The sequence below is a fragment of the Luedemannella helvata genome (genome assembly GCF_039528415.1).
Classification (GTDB): domain Bacteria; phylum Actinomycetota; class Actinomycetes; order Mycobacteriales; family Micromonosporaceae; genus Luedemannella; species Luedemannella helvata.
Genome location: NZ_BAAALS010000110.1, coordinates 1 through 793, shown reverse-complemented (window position 1 = coordinate 793; position 793 = coordinate 1). Strand labels below are relative to the sequence as shown.

The following is a 793-nucleotide window of genomic DNA, read 5'->3' as shown; positions in this document are numbered from 1 at the left end:
GGCGGCGATGCGGCGGTACTGGGCGTGGGGGTAGCTGTTTTTGGTGCGGATCGCGGCGAGAGCGGCGATACCGAGGCTCTTTTTGAGCCATCGGTTGCCGGGTCGGGTGTGTGTGGAGCGGGCTTTGCCGGCGGTTTTGTTGTTGCCGGGGCATAGGCCGGCCCAGGAGGCGAGGTGTGCGGCGCTGGTGAAGCGGTGCATGTCGACGCCGATCTCGGCGATGAGGGTCTGTGCGCCGCGTTCGTTGACGCCCGGGATGGTGTCGAGTAGATCGAGTTGAGCCTGGTAGGGGCTGATCTCGGTGGTGATACGGGTGTCGAGGTCGGCGACCATTGCGTTGATCGCGTCGACCTGGCGCAGGATCATCTGTGCGAGGAACGCGTGGTGGTCGTCGAAACGGCCAACCAACGCGTCGCGCAACGCGGTGATCTTCGTTCGCATGCGGCCCCGTGCCAGATCGGCTAGGACCTGCCCGTCGCGTTCGCCGGCGATCAACGCCTCGATCATCGCGCGGCCCGAGGTGCCGAAGATGTCGGATGCGACCACGGACAGCTTCACCCCGGCGTCTTCGAGCAGCTTCTCCATACGCTGCTTCTCGCGGGTGCGTTCATCGAGCAGGATCGTTCGCCGGCGGGTCAGATCCCGTAGCCGTCGGATCGGTGGCGGGGGCACGAAGCTGGGCCGTACCAGCCCGTGTGCGACGAGGTCGGCGATCCACTCCGCGTCGGTCATGTCCGTCTTGCGGCCCGGAACGGCCTTCATGTGCCGGGCGTTGAGCAGCCAGCAGTCGAAG

At 66.3% G+C, this 793-nt stretch carries 1 protein-coding gene; it reads right to left on the bottom strand.

Going from position 1 to position 793, the window contains the following annotated elements; translation table 11 throughout:
• A partial coding sequence (locus tag ABD191_RS28980) for an IS110 family RNA-guided transposase (RefSeq protein WP_344089134.1) occupies positions 1-793 on the bottom strand: 793 nt, incomplete at both ends.